The organism is Frateuria sp., assembly GCF_013362045.1.
Classification (GTDB): domain Bacteria; phylum Pseudomonadota; class Gammaproteobacteria; order Xanthomonadales; family Rhodanobacteraceae; genus Frateuria_A.
Genome location: NZ_JABFWW010000199.1, coordinates 1 through 14,893, shown reverse-complemented (window position 1 = coordinate 14,893; position 14,893 = coordinate 1). Strand labels below are relative to the sequence as shown.

Annotated in this window: 16 protein-coding genes; 14 read left to right on the top strand and 2 right to left on the bottom strand. The window is 69.0% G+C overall.

The features are described from left to right. Window positions 1-459, bottom strand: a 459-nt coding sequence (locus HOQ08_RS09340; protein WP_291193594.1) for an aminopeptidase P family N-terminal domain-containing protein, incomplete at its 3' end; no start/stop codon positions are given. Window positions 460-804: 345 nt separating this feature from the next. On the opposite strand from HOQ08_RS09340, the gene HOQ08_RS09335 reads away from it, so the two are divergent. The 10 genes from HOQ08_RS09335 to HOQ08_RS09290 all read left to right on the top strand — a co-directional run bounded on the left by HOQ08_RS09335 (window position 805) and on the right by HOQ08_RS09290 (window position 11,545). Next, window positions 805-2,478 carry a CTP synthase gene (locus tag HOQ08_RS09335; RefSeq protein WP_291193592.1) on the top strand — a complete coding sequence of 558 codons (1,674 nt, stop codon included), beginning with the start codon at window positions 805-807 and terminating at the stop codon, window positions 2,476-2,478. Between the two features lie 91 nt (window positions 2,479-2,569). Further along, window positions 2,570-3,418, top strand: coding sequence for a 3-deoxy-8-phosphooctulonate synthase (gene kdsA, locus HOQ08_RS09330; RefSeq protein WP_291193590.1), 849 nt, complete (start codon window positions 2,570-2,572; stop codon window positions 3,416-3,418). A gap of 56 nt (window positions 3,419-3,474) precedes the next feature. Further along, entirely contained in the window at window positions 3,475-4,773 is a 1,299-nt protein-coding gene (gene eno, locus HOQ08_RS09325) for a phosphopyruvate hydratase (protein ID WP_291193588.1), read from the top strand. Window positions 4,774-4,795: 22 nt separating this feature from the next. Continuing rightward, a complete protein-coding gene (ftsB, locus tag HOQ08_RS09320) occupies window positions 4,796-5,128 on the top strand; it encodes a cell division protein FtsB (RefSeq protein WP_291193586.1) in 333 nt (110 codons plus the stop codon). A gap of 1 nt (window position 5,129) precedes the next feature. Then, complete coding sequence (ispD, locus tag HOQ08_RS09315; RefSeq protein ID WP_291193584.1) at window positions 5,130-5,819, top strand: 2-C-methyl-D-erythritol 4-phosphate cytidylyltransferase; 690 nt, start codon at window positions 5,130-5,132, stop codon at window positions 5,817-5,819. A gap of 124 nt (window positions 5,820-5,943) precedes the next feature. After that, the gene (gene ispF, locus HOQ08_RS09310) at window positions 5,944-6,417 is read left to right on the top strand and encodes a 2-C-methyl-D-erythritol 2,4-cyclodiphosphate synthase (protein WP_291193582.1); all 474 of its coding nucleotides are present in this window, start codon (window positions 5,944-5,946) and stop codon (window positions 6,415-6,417) included. Then, window positions 6,414-7,799 carry a magnesium transporter gene (gene mgtE, locus HOQ08_RS09305; RefSeq protein WP_291193580.1) on the top strand — a complete coding sequence of 462 codons (1,386 nt, stop codon included), beginning with the start codon at window positions 6,414-6,416 and terminating at the stop codon, window positions 7,797-7,799. The genes ispF and mgtE overlap by 4 nt, the downstream gene beginning before the upstream one ends. Before the next feature lie 98 nt (window positions 7,800-7,897). Next, window positions 7,898-8,905, top strand: coding sequence for a tRNA pseudouridine(13) synthase TruD (gene truD / locus HOQ08_RS09300; protein ID WP_291193578.1), 1,008 nt, complete (start codon window positions 7,898-7,900; stop codon window positions 8,903-8,905). A gap of 68 nt (window positions 8,906-8,973) precedes the next feature. Further along, entirely contained in the window at window positions 8,974-10,293 is a 1,320-nt protein-coding gene (locus HOQ08_RS09295) for an ABC transporter permease (protein WP_291193576.1), read from the top strand. Window positions 10,294-10,303: 10 nt separating this feature from the next. Further along, window positions 10,304-11,545, top strand: coding sequence for an FtsX-like permease family protein (locus HOQ08_RS09290; protein WP_291193574.1), 1,242 nt, complete (start codon window positions 10,304-10,306; stop codon window positions 11,543-11,545). 6 nt (window positions 11,546-11,551) lie between these two features. Here HOQ08_RS09290 and HOQ08_RS09285 read toward each other — a convergent pair whose 3' ends face one another. Beyond that, window positions 11,552-12,103, bottom strand: coding sequence for a Smr/MutS family protein (locus HOQ08_RS09285; RefSeq protein WP_291193572.1), 552 nt, complete (start codon window positions 12,101-12,103; stop codon window positions 11,552-11,554). A 173-nt stretch (window positions 12,104-12,276) separates the two neighbouring features. Here HOQ08_RS09285 and surE point away from each other — a divergent pair, with 173 nt between their 5' ends. From surE to HOQ08_RS09265, 4 genes are all read left to right on the top strand, one after another. After that, window positions 12,277-13,056: a 5'/3'-nucleotidase SurE gene (gene surE, locus HOQ08_RS09280; protein ID WP_291193570.1), complete on the top strand. Its 780-nt coding sequence runs from the start codon at window positions 12,277-12,279 to the stop codon at window positions 13,054-13,056. A 10-nt stretch (window positions 13,057-13,066) separates the two neighbouring features. Further along, window positions 13,067-13,756, top strand: a complete 690-nt coding sequence (locus tag HOQ08_RS09275; RefSeq protein ID WP_291193568.1) for a protein-L-isoaspartate(D-aspartate) O-methyltransferase — start codon at window positions 13,067-13,069, stop codon at window positions 13,754-13,756. A gap of 32 nt (window positions 13,757-13,788) precedes the next feature. Then, window positions 13,789-14,397 (top strand): DedA family protein, encoded by a 609-nt coding sequence (locus HOQ08_RS09270; RefSeq protein ID WP_291193566.1) that lies wholly within the window; start codon window positions 13,789-13,791, stop codon window positions 14,395-14,397. 49 nt (window positions 14,398-14,446) lie between these two features. Beyond that, a partial coding sequence (locus HOQ08_RS09265; RefSeq protein ID WP_291193564.1) for a LysM peptidoglycan-binding domain-containing protein occupies window positions 14,447-14,893 on the top strand: 447 nt, incomplete at its 3' end.

The window sequence follows — 14,893 nt, the reverse complement described above, 5'->3', positions numbered from 1 at the left end:
GGGGCGGTCCGCCCACACCTCGCCGGGCAGGTCCAGGTCGGTGCGCGCGCGCGCGCCGGCTTCGCCCAGCAGGCGCTCGATCTGCCGGCGGGAGGCGACGGACAGGCTGTCGCCCGCCACCGCCAGCACATTGCCTTCATGCAGGTGCTGCTGCAGCCATTGCAGGTGTTCGGAGGCCTGCGACGCCTTCTGCTTCTTCAGCGCGATGCCGCTTCCGGCCAGTTGCTGCTCGGCCTGGAAGAAGTAGCGCGAGTCGGTCCAAAGGTCGGCGTCGGTGGCGGTCACCACCAGCGTGCCGGCCGAGCCGGTAAAGCCGGACAGCCATTCGCGGGCGGCCCAGTGCGTGGGCAGGTATTCGGACAGGTGCGGGTCGGCGGTGGGCACCAGGCAGGCCGCGACGCCGTGGCGTTGCATGGCCTGGCGCAGGGCAGCCAGACGGGAAGTGATGGGGGTCGTCATCAACGCATGCTAGCGCCTTCCATTCCGGACCGTTCACGCTGAGCGTAGGCGCGAAGCGCCGGAGTCGAAGCGCCGCGCCTTGAGGGGACCCTTTTGACTTCGGCGCTTCGGGCCTACGCTCAGGGCGAACGATGTGGGATGGTCTCCAAACCGTGGACCTTCTCCTTCCGGGTGCCCGAAGGGCAGGCGAGGGTTCGGGCGGAGCGCGATACCAGGCGCCACCGGCCCCTTTCCCGAGCTCCCTGCCCGGCGGGAGAGGGCTTAAGCGTGAACCGCTCGGTTCGAATGTCTCGCCGCCGGAGCCTTCACCCGCTAAAATGCCGATTTCCAGCACGGCTGCATTCCATGACCCCCCTGATTTTCGTCACCGGCGGTGTGGTGTCCTCGCTTGGCAAGGGCATCGCGGCGGCGTCGCTTGCGTCCATCCTCGAGGCGCGCGGGCTCTCGGTCACCATGATGAAGCTCGATCCCTACATCAATGTGGATCCGGGCACCATGAGTCCCTTCCAGCATGGCGAGGTGTACGTCACCGACGACGGCGCCGAGACCGACCTGGACCTGGGCCACTACGAGCGCTTCGTCCACACCCGGCTGACCGGCAAGAACTCGATCACCACGGGCAAGATCTACGAGAGCGTGATCCGCAAGGAGCGCCGCGGCGACTACCTGGGCGCCACCGTACAGGTGATCCCGCACATCACCGACGAGATCAAGCACTGCGTGCACGAGGCCACCCGCGGCTTCGACGTGGCGCTGGTGGAGATCGGCGGCACCGTGGGCGACATCGAGTCGCTGCCGTTCCTGGAGGCGATCCGCCAGCTGCGCATCGAGCACGGCCCGGAGAAATGCCTGTTCATGCACCTGACCCTGGTGCCTTTCATCAAGGCCGCCGGGGAGATCAAGACCAAGCCGACCCAGCATTCGGTCAAGGAACTGCGCTCGATCGGCATCCAGCCGGACGTCCTGCTGTGCCGCTGCGAAGAGGCGTTGCCGGAAGCCGAGCGGCGCAAGATCGCCCTGTTCACCAACGTACCGGAGAACGCGGTGATCAGCGCGGTCGACGTGGACGTGATCTACAAGACCCCGCTGTGGCTGCACAGCCAGGGCCTGGACGACATCGTGGTCAAGCGGCTGGGGCTGGATGCCAAGCCCGCGGACCTGTCCAGCTGGCGCCGCACCGTCGAGGCGGTGGAGCACCCGAAGGACGAGGTCACCATCGCGATTGTCGGTAAGTACGTCGAGCACAAGGACGCCTACAAGTCGCTCGGCGAGGCGCTGCGCCACGGCGGCATCAAGCAGCAGACCCGCGTCAACCTGGACTGGATCGATTCGGAGCAGGTCGAGGCCGAGGGCGCGCAGAAGGTGCTGGGCAAGGCCGACGCGATCCTGGTGCCGGGCGGCTTCGGCAAGCGCGGCTTCGAGGGCAAGGTGCTCGCGGCCAAGTATGCCCGCGAGACGGGCGTACCATACTTCGGCATCTGCTACGGCATGCACGCGGCGGTAGTGGACTTCGCCCGCAACGTGGCGGGCCTTGCGGACGCCGATTCGAGCGAGAACGAGCGCAATAGTGCCAACCCGGTGATCGCGCTGATCACCGAATGGACCACCGCCGCCGGCGAACTGGAACAACGCAGCGAACACTCGGACCTCGGCGGCACCATGCGCCTGGGCTCGCAGGAGTGCCGCCTGAAGACCGGCTCGCTGGCGCGCGAGCTCTACGGTCACGAAGTGGTGCGCGAGCGCCATCGCCACCGCTACGAGTTCAACAACCGCTACCGGCAGGATTTCGAAGACCTGGGCCTGGTGGTGTCGGGCAAGTCGATGGACGACCTGCTGGTGGAAATCGTCGAGCTGCCGCAGCAGAAGCATCCGTGGTTCCTGGGCTGCCAGGCACATCCGGAGTTCACCTCCACGCCGCGCGACGGCCATCCGTTGTTCATCGGCTTCGTCGAGGCGGCGCGCGAGCACAAGGCCATGCGCGAAGGCGAGAAGCTGGCGGGTGCGCAGGCACGGGCATGATGACGCGCGGCGCATGCTGCCCGATGCCGCAAGCCGCGGTATCGGACCTTGGTTTGCAGGCCTCGACCATGGCACCTGACAGGAAACACCCATGAAGCTTTGCGGTTTCGAAGTCGGCCTCAACCAGCCCTTGTTCCTGATCGCCGGCCCTTGCGTGGTCGAGTCCGAGCAACTGCAGTTGGACACGGCCGGCAAGCTCAAGGAGATCACCGGCCGGTTGGGCGTCAACTTCATCTTCAAATCCAGCTTCGACAAGGCCAACCGCTCCTCCGGCCAGAGCTTCCGCGGCCCGGGCCTGGAGGAGGGCCTGCGCGTGCTGGCCGAGGTCAAGCGCCAGATCGGTGTGCCGGTGCTCACCGACGTGCACGAGTACACGCCGATGAACGAGGTGGCCGCAGTGGTCGACGTGCTGCAGACTCCCGCCTTCCTGTGCCGGCAGACCGATTTCATCCAGAACGTGGCCCGCGCCGGCAAGCCGGTGAACATCAAGAAGGGCCAGTTCCTGGCGCCGTGGGACATGAAGCACGTGGTGGCCAAGGCCAAGGCCGTGGGCAACGACGCCATCATGGTGTGCGAGCGCGGCGCGAGCTTCGGCTACAACAACCTGGTGTCGGACATGCGCAGCCTGAGCGTGATGCGCGAGACCGATTGCCCGGTGGTGTTCGACGCCACGCATTCGGTGCAGTTGCCGGGCGGGCAGGGTGCCAGTTCCGGCGGCCAGCGCGAGTTCGTGCCGGTGCTGGCGCGCGCGGCGGTGGCGGTCGGCGTGGCCGGCCTGTTCGCCGAGACGCACCCGGACCCGAGCAAGGCGCTTTCCGATGGCCCCAACGCCTGGCCGCTGGACAGGATGGAGGCGCTGCTGGAAACCCTGATGGAGCTGGACGCCGTGACCAAGCGCCACGGCTTTCTCGAACACGACCTCTACGCTACGGCGGGCTGAATGGAGCCCGCCGTCCGCACCAAAGACATTGACGCCACTCGACAGACGGACTTCCCATGACCACCACGATCACCCGCATCCACGCCCGTGAAATCCTCGACTCGCGCGGCAACCCCACGCTGGAAGCCGAGGTCACCCTGGCCGGTGGCGCGTTCGGCCGAGCCGCGGTGCCCAGCGGCGCCTCCACCGGTTCGCGCGAGGCGGTGGAGCTGCGCGACGGTGACAAGGCGCGCTACGGCGGCAAGGGCGTGAGGAACGCGGTGGCCAACGTCAACGGCACGATCGCCAATGCGCTCAAGGGCTTCAACGCGGCCGACCAGAAGGGCCTGGACGCCAAGCTGATCGCGCTGGACGGCACCCCGAACAAGGGCAAGCTCGGCGCCAACGCGCTGCTGGGCGTTTCCATGGCCGCGGCGCACGCGGTGGCCGCTTCGCGTGGCGAACCGCTGTGGAATTACCTCGCGCACGGCAAGCCGGGCAGCCTGCCGGTGCCGATGATGAACATCATCAACGGCGGCGCACACGCCGACAACAACGTCGACGTGCAGGAGTTCATGATCCTGCCGGTCGGCGTGCCGAACTTCGCCGAGGCGCTGCGCGCCGGCGCGGAAATCTTCCATGCGCTCAAGGCCGTGCTCAAGGCCAAGGGCCTCAACACCGCCGTCGGCGACGAGGGCGGCTTCGCGCCCAACCTGCGCTCGAACATCGAAGCGCTGGACACCATCCTCGAAGCGGTCGGCAAGGCAGGCTACAAGGTCGGCAGCGAGATCCTGCTCGGCCTGGACGTGGCCAGCTCCGAGTTCTTCAAGAATGGCAAGTACGACCTGGAAGGCGAGGGCAAGGCCTATGCGCCGGAACAGTTCGTCGACCTGCTCGCCGGCTGGGCAAGGCAGTATCCGATCGTCACCGTCGAGGACGGCATGGCCGAGGGCGACTGGGACGGCTGGAAGCTGCTCACCGACAAGCTCGGCAAGGAAGTGCAACTGGTCGGCGACGATCTGTTCGTCACCAACCCGGCGATCTTCCGCGAGGGCATCGAGAAGCACATCGCCAACGCGATCCTGATCAAGGTCAACCAGATCGGCACGCTGTCGGAGACGCTGGAAGCCATCGCCATGGCCGACGCGGCCAAGTATGCGGCGGTCGTCTCGCACCGCTCGGGCGAGACCGAGGACACGACCATTTCGGACATCGCCGTGGCCACCACTGCGACCCAGATCAAGACCGGCTCGCTGTGCCGCACCGACCGCGTGGCCAAGTACAACCAGCTCCTGCGCATCGAGGAAGCCCTGGGTGCCAACGCCCGCTACGCTGGCCGCAACGCGTTCCCCAACCTCGCCCGCCTGCCGGGCTGAACCCGAAGGTACGCCACCGACCATGCTGCGCTGGATCGCGCTGATCCTCCTTCTGGTCCTGCTCGGTCTGCAGTTCAAACTGTGGACCGGCAGCGGCGGCATGCGCGAAGTCGAGACCCTACGCGCTTCGGTGAAGAAGCAGGGCGACGACAACGAGCGCCTGCGCCAGCGCAACCAGGCGCTGGCCGCCGATGTCAGCGACCTGAAGCATGGCGAGCAGGCGGTCGAGGCCCGGGCACGGGCGGAACTGGGCCTGATCAAGTCGGGCGAAACGTTCTACCAGGTGGTCGAACGGCCGGCCGCAAGCGCAAGCGCAGCTTCGCCTCCGGCTGCCAGTGACGGCGGCGGCCGCTGACATGGCCGCGCTGTGGTGCGTGGTACCGGCCGCCGGCCGCGGCACCCGGGTCGGCGGCGACTGCCCCAAGCAATACCTGCCGCTGGGCGGCCGGGCGCTGATCCTGCACACGCTGGATCGGTTGGCGGCGCATCCGCGCATCGCCGGCCTGCTGGTGGTGCTGGCCGCGGGCGACCAGCGCTGGCCGGGCATCGGCATGCTCGGCGGCAAGCCTGTGCTCAGTGCCGTCGGCGGGGGCGAACGCGCCGATTCCGTGCTCGCCGGCTTGCGCGCGCTGCCTCCCGAGGTCGGCAAGGACGATTTCGTGCTGGTGCACGATGCGGCGCGCCCCTGCGTGCGTGCATCCGACATCGACCGCCTGATCGACCTTGGCTCGCCTGCCGGCGGCGGCCTGCTCGGCGCGCCGCTGCGCGACACCCTCAAGCGCGCCGACGCCAACGGGCGCAGTGCCCTCACCGAACCGCGCGAGCAGCGTTGGCGCGCCTTCACGCCACAGATGTTCCGCCACGGGCAGCTTGTGGCAGCACTGGAGGCGGCCAGTCGCGACGGCGTGCTGGTCAGCGACGAAGCCATGGCGATGGAGCGGGCGGGGCACGCGCCGATGCTTGTCGAGGGCGCGGAGGACAACATCAAGGTGACCACGGCGGCAGACTTCGCATTGGCGGAATTCCTGCTGTCGAGGACGGGATGACGGGCTGTCGGAAGGAGGCCTCCGGCTCCTCGCTTCCCGCAGGAACGGCACCCTGGTGGCCGCACCGGGTGTCTGCTTCGTAGTAATGGCAAACCACGCAGGCGTTCGGAAAGGGGTGGCATTCATGCGCATAGGCCAGGGCTTCGACGTACATGCATTCGGCGACGGCGACTTCGTCGTGCTCGGCGGCGTGCGCGTGCCGCATGGCCGCGGCGTGGTAGCGCACTCCGACGGCGACGTGGTGATCCATGCGTTGTGCGACGCGATCTTCGGCGCGCTGGCGCTGGGCGACATCGGCCGGCATTTCCCGCCGTCGGACGAACGCTGGCGCGACGCAGACAGCCGCCGGTTCCTGCGCCACGCGGCCATGCTGATGTCGCAGCACGGCTACGCACTGGGCAACGCCGACGTCACGGTGATCTGCGAAGCGCCCAAGGTCGGCCCGCATGCCGAGGCGATGCGCGCAAACCTGGCCGAGGATCTCGCCTGCGAGGTCGGCCGCATCAGCATCAAGGCCACCACTACCGAAAAGCTCGGCTTCACCGGCCGCGGCGAAGGCATCGCCGCGCAGGCCTGCGTGCTGCTGGAACGCGCGTGAGCGAGGCCGAGGCCCGCGGCGCCCATCGGCTGCACGAGCAGCTGGAGGCCATCGCCGGGCTGCTGCAACGGCTGGCCGAGGACGCCGCGCCAGCACACCAGGCCGAGTTGCAGCAGCGGCTGGACGCACTGCACCCGGCCGACATCGCCTTCGTGCTGGAGGCCCTGCCGCTGGACGAGCGTCTGGCCGTCTGGCAGCGGGTAAAGGCCGACCGCGACGGCGAAATCCTGCTGGAAGTCTCCGACGCGGTGCGCGAGTCGCTGATCGCGGACATGGACCAGCGCGAGATCCTCGCCGCGGTCGAACCGCTGGATGCGGACGAGCTGGCCGACCTGGTCGAGGACCTGCCGACCGAGGTGCTGCCCGAGCTGATGGCCAGCCTGGATGCACAGCAGCGCGAGCGGGTGCAATCGGCGCTGTCCTGGAAGGAGGATCAGGTCGGCGCGCTGATGGACTTCGAGATGGTGACGATCCGCGAGGACGTGAGCCTGGAGACCGTGCTGCGCTACCTGCGCCGTTTCGACGAATTGCCCGCGCAGACCGACAAGCTGTTCGTGATCAATCAGGACAACCTGCTCACCGGCGTGCTGCCGCTGCACCGGCTGCTGGTCAATGCGCCGGAGAAGATGGTTGGCGTCGTGATGGCGCCGGACGTCAACACCTTTCACCCGGCCGACGATGCCTACGAGGCGGCGCAGGCCTTCGAGCGCTACGATCTGGTGACCGCGCCGGTGGTGGACGATGCCGGCCGGTTGATCGGCCGCATCACCATCGACGCGATGGTCGACGTGATCCGCGAGGAGAGCGAAAGCGAAGCGCTGAGCCGCGGCGGCCTGCGCGAGGAAGAGGACATCTTTGCTCCGGTCTGGGCGAGCCTGCGCAATCGCTGGTCGTGGCTGGCGGTCAACCTGGTCACCGCCTTCGTCGCCTCGCGCGTGATCGGCCTGTTCGAGGGTTCGATCCAGCGGCTGGTCGCGCTGGCCGCGCTGATGCCGATCGTCGCGGGCATCGGCGGCAACTCCGGCAACCAGACCATCACCATGATCGTGCGCGCGCTGGCGCTCAACCAGATCACCCCCGACAGCGCCAAGCGTTTGTGGCGCAAGGAGCTGGCCGTGTCGCTGATCAACGGCCTGATTTGGGGCAGCGTGATCGGCATCGTGGCCTACCTGCTGTACACCAACGTTGCACTGGGCCTGGTGATGACCGCGGCGATGACCCTCAACCTGCTGCTGGCCGCTTTCGCCGGCGTGGGCATCCCCATGCTGATGACGAAGTTCGGCCGCGATCCGGCGCTGGGTTCCAGCGTGATGATCACCGCGATGACCGACAGCGGCGGCTTCTTCATTTTCCTGGGGCTGGCCACGCTGTTCCTGATGTAATGCCCGCCACGAGCGCGCTGGCCGGTAAGGCCAACGCATATCGATGCCGCCGCCTGGCGCCTGCATCCCTCCTGCACCTTGCGATCCTTACCGCTTCCATGTCCGAACTTCCCTACGCCTACGGCAATCCACCGCTCACCGCCCGCCTGCGCTCCGCACCGGAGGACTTCCTGGTCGAGGAGATCCTCGGCTACGACGCCGATGGCGCCGGCGAGCACGCGCTGCTGTGGGTGGAAAAGCGCGGCGCCAATACCGATTGGGTCGCGCGCGAGCTGGCGCGCTTCGCCGGCGTGCCGCCGGTGGCGGTGGGCTACGCGGGCCTGAAGGACCGGCACGCGGTCACGCGCCAGGCCTTCACCGTGCAACTGGCCGGCAAGCCCGACCCGGACTGGCCGGCCTTCCCGCATGCGGAGGTGAAGGTGCTGGCCGCCACCCGGCACAGCCGCAAGCTCAAGCGCGGTGCCCTGCGCGGCAACCGCTTCGTGCTGGTGCTGCGCGAGGTGCAGGGCGATCGTGCCGCCGCCGAACGCGTGCTCGCCGCCATCGCCGCCCGCGGCGTGCCCAACTACTTCGGCGAGCAACGCTTCGGCCGCGAGGGCGGCAATGTGGCACAGGCCCGCGCGATGTTTGCCGGCCGCCGGGTCGATCGCGACCAGCGCAGTTTTCTGCTCTCGGCGGCGCGTTCGCACATCTTCAACGGCGTGCTCGCCGCGCGGGTGGAACAGGGCGCGTGGGACACGCCGCTGGAGGGCGAGATCTGGTCGCTCGCCGGCTCGCGCTCCTGGTTCGGCCCCGAGCCGTTCGACGCCGCGCTGGCCGATCGCCTGGCGCGCGGCGACATCCACCCGTCCGGCCCGTTGTGGGGCCAGGGCGAGCCGCCCACCAGCGGAGCCGCCGCCGCCCTGGAACGCGAAATCGCCGCCCGCGACAACGACCTTGCCGAAGGCCTCGCCGCCGCGCGCATGGACCAGGAACGCCGTCCCCTGCGCCTGCTGCCCCGCAACCTCGGCTGGCGCTGGCTGGCCGACGACGCGCTGGAACTGGCCTTCGAACTGCCCGCTGGCGCCTACGCCACCGTCGTGGTGCGCGAACTGGCGCACACCTGAGGCTCCGGCGCGGATTCCCACGCGGGCCGGCGCCCATTAAGGTTGTCGCGGGGAATTGGGGAAATGGAATGTTGCGCTATTACCTGGAACTGGCCGTGCGCAGTTGCCGGCGCAGCAAGGCGCTGACTGCGCTCGTGGTCATGCTGATGGGCTTTGGCGTGGCCGCGTGCACGTTGAGCTACGCGGTGCTGCGGGTGGCGGCCAGCGATCCGATCCCCGCCAAGTCCAGCCGCCTGTTCGTGCCGCAGGTCGACAACTTCGGCCCAGCCCACAACGGCAATGGCCAACCGCCCGATCAGCTCAGCTACACCGATGCGATGGCCCTGCTGCACGCGCGCCGCGCGCTGCGGCAGACGCTGGTCTATCCGACGAACTTCGGCGTGGTGCCCGCCGACCCCGGGAGCCCGCCGTTCCCGCAAGCGGGCGAGGCGGTAACCGCCGACTTTTTCGAAATGTTCGACGTGCCGTTCCGCTACGGACACGGCTGGGACGATGCGGCGGATCAGGGGCGCGTGCCGGTCGCCGTGATCACCGGCGATCTCAACCGCAAGTTGTTCGGCGACATCGACAGTACCGGCCGCACGTTGACGCTGGACGGCCACGACTACCGCATCGCCGGTGTGCTCGGCGACTTCGACCCGCTGCCGCGCTACATCGACATCGCCAGCACCTGGAACGGCTTCGGCAAGCTGCCGCAGGTCTATGTTCCCTTCGCACGTGCGCTGGAACAGCGCAAGCCGCCGCTCACCGACTACTGCAGCAGCACGAGTGCGGCTCCTTACGTGTCCGACTGGAACGGCTTCCTCGCCAGCGAATGCGTCTGGATCGATGGCTGGGTCGAGCTGCCGGATGCCGCCAGCGCCGCCGGTTACCAGCGCTTCCTCGTCAACTACGCCACCGAACAGCAGCGGCTGGGGCGCTTTGCCTGGCCGGTCAACGTGCGGTTGCGCAACCTGGCGCAGGTGCTGGTCGACCATCGCGCCGTGCCGCAGGGTTCGAAGCTGTCGGCGTGGGTTTCGCTGGGGTTCCTGATCGTGTGCCTGGTCAACGTGGTCGGGCTGCTGCTGGCGCGCTTCAGCCGGCGTGGCCTGGAGATCGGCGTGCGCCGTGCGCTGGGCGCGCCGCGGCGCCAGATCGTGCGCCAGTTCCTCGTCGAGGCGGCGTTGATCGGCGCGGCCGGCGGCGTGCTGGGCGTGCTGCTCACGGCGCTGGGCATGCTGGGCCTCGACCGGGTGTTCGTGCCGGAGATTGCGCGTCTGGCGCGTCTGGATGCCTTTCTGATGTCGCTGACCTTGCTCGCCGCCGTGGCCGCGACGCTGGCCGCAGCCCTCTGGCCTACGTGGCGTGCCGCGCAGGTGCGGCCGGCGTGGCAGCTGGCGCAGGGATGAGGAGCCGATGATGCGCATGGGGATGCAGGTTCAGCCGATCCTCGCCGCCCTGCGCCGCCACAAGGCGGCCACGGCGCTGATCGTGCTGCAGGTCGCCCTGACGCTCGCGGTGGTGAGCAACGCGCTGTTCGTGCTGCACACCCGGCTGGCCCACCTGGCGCGCCCGACCGGCACCGACGAGGCCAACCTGTTCGTGATCCGCAACGGCTGGCTGGGTCATGACGACGGCGCGCGCGTCGACGCGCGGATGCGCGCCGACCTGGCCACCTTGCGCGGCTTGCCCGGCGTGCGCGACGCCTTCGCCAGCGAGGCCTACCCGTTGCAGGGTGGCGGCGGCCTGCCGGTCGGCATCAAGCGCGATCCCGCACAGACCACGCGTCCGCGCCTGGCCATCAGCTATTTCGCCGACGAGCACGCGCTGGAAACGCTCGGCGTGCGGCTGGTCGCGGGACGCAATTTCCGGGCTGAGGAGATCGCACGTACGGGATCATTCGACAAGGTGGCGCCGGCGTCGATCATCATCACCCGCGACCTGGCGCAGAAGCTCTTTCCGGATTCGCCGGCGCTGGGGCGGACCGTCTACCTCGACGGGCCGAGCGCGATCGTGGGCATCGTGGAGCGGCTGCAGGGAGCGTACGCCGGCAGCACCGTGCGCAGCATCGACGAGGACACGGTGCTGATCCCGGCGCGGCTGGCCGACCCGGACGGCACGGTCTACCTGGTTCGCGCGCACTCGGGCCAGCGCGCATCGGCCATGCGGGCGTCGGTCGCTGCGCTGCTGGCGCAGGACCGCATGCGCCTGATCGACCCCGGCGAAGGCGTACTCACGCTGACGCAGGTGCGCGAGACGGGGTATGCGGTCGACCGCGGCGTGGCGACTGCGATGGTGGTGCTCAGCGTATTGCTGCTGCTGGCGACGGCGGGCGGCATCGTCGGGCTGAGCAGCTTCTGGGTCAGCCAGCGGCGCCGGCAGATCGGCATGCGTCGCGCGCTGGGCGCCACGCGGGGCGACATCCTTGCCTATTTCCGGACCGAGAATTTCCTCATCGTGGGCGCAGGCGCGATGCTGGGCGTGGCGCTCGCCATCGGTGCCAACCTGTGGCTGATGGAGCGCGGCGAGCTGCCGCGGATGCCGCCTTGGTTCGCGCTGGTCGGCGCGCTGCTGCTGTGGCTGCTTGGCCAGATTGCCGTGTTGGGACCGGCGCGCCGCGCTGCGGCCGTGGCGCCGGTGGCGGCCATTCGCGCCGACTGAGCGGCGCTACGCGCTCTTGAGCAGGACCACCACCGCCCCCGTGCCGCCTTGCGCGGGGCGCGCGGAGGCGAACGCGACCACGTCGTCGCGCCGGCGCAGCAGGCGGTCGGTGAGCGCCTTCAGCACCGGGCCGGCGGCTTTCGAGCGCAGGCCCTTGCCATGCACGATGCGCACGCAGCGCAGGCCGTGCTGGCGGGCTTCGGCGAGGAAGTCGGCAATGCTTGCCTGCGCAGCGGCGGCGTTCATGTGGTGCAGGTCGATCTCGTCCTGCACGCTGAACTGGCCGCGCTTGAGCTGGCGCAGCAGGCGCGGCGGGTAGCCGTCGCGCAGGTAGGCCAATTCCTCGCCGATTTCCATCAGGGCGGGATCGAAGGCGGGCTCCAGCAGTTCGCCGGGCACGGCGGCTTCGTCCGCTTCGAGCATGTGGGCACGCGGCTCCGGGCGTGGCGCGGGCGGCGGTGGTACGTCGGCGCGGATCTCGCGCACCGGGCCGATGGCCTCGCGGAACAGGCGGATGTCGTCCTCATTCGGTTCGACCGGGGCGCGGCGCTTCTTCATGGGGACATGCTAGCAAGGCCCTGTCGATGGGGCCGGGCGAGCCAACGCTCTCCCCGCTGGGAGAGGGCCCCCGGCACGCGTGGCCGTGAAACCTAAGGCATGGTCCGGTAGACTCGCACGGATCAAGGCGTGGCCTCTTGCGGCGCGCGTTCGCGCACTTCTGACGGAACCTCATGCGAGTCCTGGTAAGCAACGACGACGGCGTGGATGCCCCCGGCATCCGCGTGCTGGCCGAATGCCTTGCGACGGTGGGGCAGGTGACGGTGGTGGCGCCCGACCGCGATCGCTCCGGCGCCAGCAATTCGCTCACCCTGGACGCGCCGATCCGCGCGCTGAAGATGGACGACGGCCGCTACCGCGTGGCCGGCACGCCGACCGATTGCGTGCACCTGGCGCTGGCCGGCCTGCTCGACCACGAACCGGACATCGTGGTGTCGGGCATCAACAACTCATCCAACCTCGGCGACGACGTGATCTATTCGGGCACGGTGTCGGCGGCGATGGAAGGGCGTTTCCTCGGCCTGCCGGCGATCGCCGTATCGCTGGTCAGCCGCGACCACAAGGGCGAGCACTACGCTTCGGCGGCGCAGGCGGTGTTGCAGCTGATGAAGCGGCTGCTGGTCGATCCGCTGCCGGCCGACACCATCCTCAACGTCAACGTACCGGACCGGCCCTGGCATGAGATCCAGGGGTTCGAGGTGACGCGCCTGGGCAAGCGGCACCGTTCGGCGCCGTGCATCGCCCAGACCGACCCGCGCGGCAAGCCGATCTGGTGGATCGGTCCGGCCGGTGGCGCCGAGGACGACGGCCCGGGCACCGACTTCGACGCGGTGCGCCGCGGCTACGTTTCGGTCACGCCGATCCATGTCGACCTGACCCGCTACCAGGCGCTGGAGAAGATCAGCGGCTGGATGCAGGCCATGACCGCGGCGATGGACGAGAAGGCGGCCTGAAGCGATGACGATGAACATCCATCCGCTGCCGCCGTCGGCGTTCAAGGGCGAGGGGATGACCTCGCAGCGCGCGCGCGACCGCCTGGCCGCGACGCTCAAGGAAAGCGGCATCCGCGATCAACGCGTGATCGAGGTGATCCGCAATACGCCCCGTCACCACTTCATCGACCAGGCGCTGCATTCGCGCGCCTACGAGAACACCGCGCTGCCGATCGGCCATGGCCAGACGATCTCGCAGCCATGGGTGGTCGCGCGCATGACCGAGGCGCTGCTGGAACCGTTCGGCGGCGCAGCGCCGCAGAAGGTGCTGGAGATCGGCACCGGTTCGGGCTACCAGGCCGTCGTGCTGGCCGCGGTGGTGGGGCAGGTGTTCACCGTCGAGCGCATCGAGGAGCTGCTGCGCCAGGCACGCCGCCGCTTCCGCCAGCTCGGGCTGGCCAACGTGCGCTCGCGTCACGACGACGGCAAGCTCGGCTGGCCGGACGAGGCGCCGTTCGACGCGATCATCCTCACTGCCGCCGGCGATGCGATCCCGAACCAGGTGCTCGACCAACTGGCGCCCAACGGCGTGCTGGTGGCGCCGGTGGGTTCGCCCAGCAGCCAGATGCTGCTGCGCATCCGCGGCGACGGGCAGGGCGACTTCATCCAGGAAGAGCTCGGCGCCGTCAGCTTCGTGCCGCTGCTCGGCGGCATCGGCTGATGCCACACCTCACGCGAGAAGGAACGCCCTAGATGCGCCTGTTCGGAACGCTTTATTCGCGTGCACTCACCTGGGCGCGCGATCCGCGGGCGCTCTACTACCTGTGCGGATTGAGCTTCGTCGAGGCCTTCATCTTCCCGGTCATGCCGGAGGTGATGCTGGCGCCGATGATGCTGGGCAAGCGGCAGAAGGCGTTCTTCTATGCCAACGTCAGCCTGCTGTTTTCGCTGCTGGGCTCCCTGGTCGGCTACGCGCTGGGCCACTGGGCGTTCCAGGCGCTGCAGCCGCTGCTCGCCTCGCTGCACCTGCTGGGGCCCATCGAGCAGGGTGTGGCCAGCCTGCGCGCGCAGATGAACCAGCATTGGCTGGGCCTGTTGCTGGTGCTGGCGCTGGCGGCGCTGCAGCCGGTGGTGCCGATGAAGTTCGTGACCTGGGCGTCGGGCATCGTCGGCGTGCCGGTGGTGCCTTTCCTGATCTGCATGGCGGTCGGGCGCGGCAAGCGCGTGTGGCTGCTGGCGTTGCTGATCCGGATCTTCGGCGAGCGTGCCGAGCGGCTGCTGCACAAGCACATCGAGCGGATCGGCTGGGTGGCGATCATCGTGCTGGCGCTGCTGCTGGCATGGTGGATCTGGCCGCGCTGAACGGCGTCGCGGCGAGGTCGCCTTCGTGAAATTGCCGTGTCGGCTGGGTATGCTGGACGGCATGATGAAATGGATGCGTCTTTCCGCGGTCCTCCTGGCCGCGCTGGCCCTTGCCGCCTGCGACCTCACGCGACGATCCGTCGTGGTGCAGCCTAGCCGTGCCACCGGTGCGCCACGCATGGTGTCGCCTGCGCCTGCACCGGCTACTGGCGACTATCGCGTCGCGCACGGCGACACGCTCTACTCGATTGCCTTCCGCCACGGCGTGGACTTCCGCGACCTGGCCGCGTGGAACCACATCGCCGCTCCCTACACGATCCGGCCCGGCCAGACGCTGCGGCTGTCGGCTGCGGGCGGCCGGACCGCCGCGCCGCGATCGAACACGGCGGTGAACCACTCTCATGCGCCGGTCTTCGAGCCGGTGACGCCACCGGGTCCCGCGCGCTCGCCGGCGCCGGTTGCCGAGGTGGCCAGGCCTTCCAGCGCTACGTCGCCA

What these genes read in the sequence shown, in the direction of transcription:
- HOQ08_RS09335 (WP_291193592.1), top strand. Translation starts at nt 805, where the DNA reads ATGACCCCCCTGATTTTCGTCACCGGCGGTGTGGTGTCCTCGCTTGGC.
- kdsA (WP_291193590.1), top strand. Translation starts at nt 2,570, where the DNA reads ATGAAGCTTTGCGGTTTCGAAGTCGGCCTCAACCAGCCCTTGTTCCTG.
- eno (WP_291193588.1), top strand. Translation starts at nt 3,475, where the DNA reads ATGACCACCACGATCACCCGCATCCACGCCCGTGAAATCCTCGACTCG.
- ftsB (WP_291193586.1), top strand. Translation starts at nt 4,796, where the DNA reads ATGCTGCGCTGGATCGCGCTGATCCTCCTTCTGGTCCTGCTCGGTCTG.
- ispD (WP_291193584.1), top strand. Translation starts at nt 5,130, where the DNA reads ATGGCCGCGCTGTGGTGCGTGGTACCGGCCGCCGGCCGCGGCACCCGG.
- ispF (WP_291193582.1), top strand. Translation starts at nt 5,944, where the DNA reads ATGCGCATAGGCCAGGGCTTCGACGTACATGCATTCGGCGACGGCGAC.
- truD (WP_291193578.1), top strand. Translation starts at nt 7,898, where the DNA reads ATGTCCGAACTTCCCTACGCCTACGGCAATCCACCGCTCACCGCCCGC.
- HOQ08_RS09295 (WP_291193576.1), top strand. Translation starts at nt 8,974, where the DNA reads ATGTTGCGCTATTACCTGGAACTGGCCGTGCGCAGTTGCCGGCGCAGC.
- HOQ08_RS09290 (WP_291193574.1), top strand. Translation starts at nt 10,304, where the DNA reads ATGCGCATGGGGATGCAGGTTCAGCCGATCCTCGCCGCCCTGCGCCGC.
- HOQ08_RS09285 (WP_291193572.1), bottom strand. Translation starts at nt 12,103, where the DNA reads ATGAAGAAGCGCCGCGCCCCGGTCGAACCGAATGAGGACGACATCCGC.
- surE (WP_291193570.1), top strand. Translation starts at nt 12,277, where the DNA reads ATGCGAGTCCTGGTAAGCAACGACGACGGCGTGGATGCCCCCGGCATC.
- HOQ08_RS09275 (WP_291193568.1), top strand. Translation starts at nt 13,067, where the DNA reads ATGAACATCCATCCGCTGCCGCCGTCGGCGTTCAAGGGCGAGGGGATG.
- HOQ08_RS09270 (WP_291193566.1), top strand. Translation starts at nt 13,789, where the DNA reads ATGCGCCTGTTCGGAACGCTTTATTCGCGTGCACTCACCTGGGCGCGC.